A 1,046-nucleotide genomic window follows, 5' to 3' on the forward strand; every position below is an offset into this window, starting at 1 on the left:
GCATCGGACAGGGTGGGCGCGCGGAACGCGGTGCCGTACTTGCCACGGAACAGCAGGCTGTCGATCGGACGGAATTCCAGGCCGACGCTGTAGGTCGCCTTGTCGATGGTGTTGCCACCGATCTTGAAGGCGTCGTAGCGGCCGGAGCCGGTCACCGTCAGTGATTCCAGCAACGGCATGCGCAGTTCGCTGGTCACCGCGTAGCTGCTGCGATGGCCGGCGCCGGAAACCGCAGTGGTACCCCACACGCTGCCATCCACCAGCCGGGTATCGGGCGTGTAATCCCAGCCTTCGCTGCCGCCTTCAACCACCACAGCGAAGCCGGCGTCGCCGCCGGGCAGCTTGAACAGCGAACCATTGGTGACCTGCGCACGCAGCAGGTTCTGCCAGGTGCGGCTCTGGCTGTAGGTGTAGCCGGTGAAGCTCTGGAAATCACCGCTCGGCAATGGCGAGTAGAACGCTTCCCAGTCCGGGCTGTATATGTTGTACCCGGTGCTGGTGGTGCCCAGCACCGGCCCCAGCACGCGCTGCTCGAAGTAGTCGTTGATCGGATCGTTCCAGCGCACGAAGTTGCGCTCGGTCAACTTGTATTCGCCGCGGGTGAAGCTGGCACTGTAATCCCAGCTGCCGGCCGTGCCGCGGCCGCCGAGCGTGACCTGGTAAGCCTTGTTGCGATCGGTGTTCATGATGTCGCGATAGCCGCCGGCGCCGATGTCCTCCGGCGCGAACACGCGCTGCAGGTTCATGTACTGGCCGCTGTCCTGATCGTAGAAGCGGCCCCAGCCGGAGGAGGTGCCCCACCAGGTGTAGTTCGAGCCTGTGGCGTACTTCACTTCTTCCAGGCTGTAGAGCGCGTCGCCGAACAACTGGAAGTTGTCGTTCACATCGAAGGTCATCGAGCTGTAGATCTGCCCGCTTTCCTTGCCGTTCTTGATGGTCTTGTAGCCGGTGCCATAGACCGAACCGCAGGCCTGGCCGGTCGGCCGGGTGCCGAGCACGGTGGTGCCGTCGAACTGGCCCGCCACGTTGGCGCACAGGTTCGGGTC

Annotated in this window: 1 protein-coding gene; it reads right to left on the bottom strand. The window is 64.1% G+C overall.

Translation table 11 applies throughout. The features are described from left to right. On the bottom strand, window positions 1-1,046 hold a 1,046-nt coding region (locus tag AB4Y84_RS22335; protein WP_442251016.1), incomplete at both ends, for a TonB-dependent receptor domain-containing protein.

Origin of the sequence: Stenotrophomonas sp. 2YAF22, from assembly GCF_052114665.1 — a bacterium.
Taxonomy (GTDB): Bacteria; Pseudomonadota; Gammaproteobacteria; order Xanthomonadales; family Xanthomonadaceae; genus Stenotrophomonas; species Stenotrophomonas indicatrix.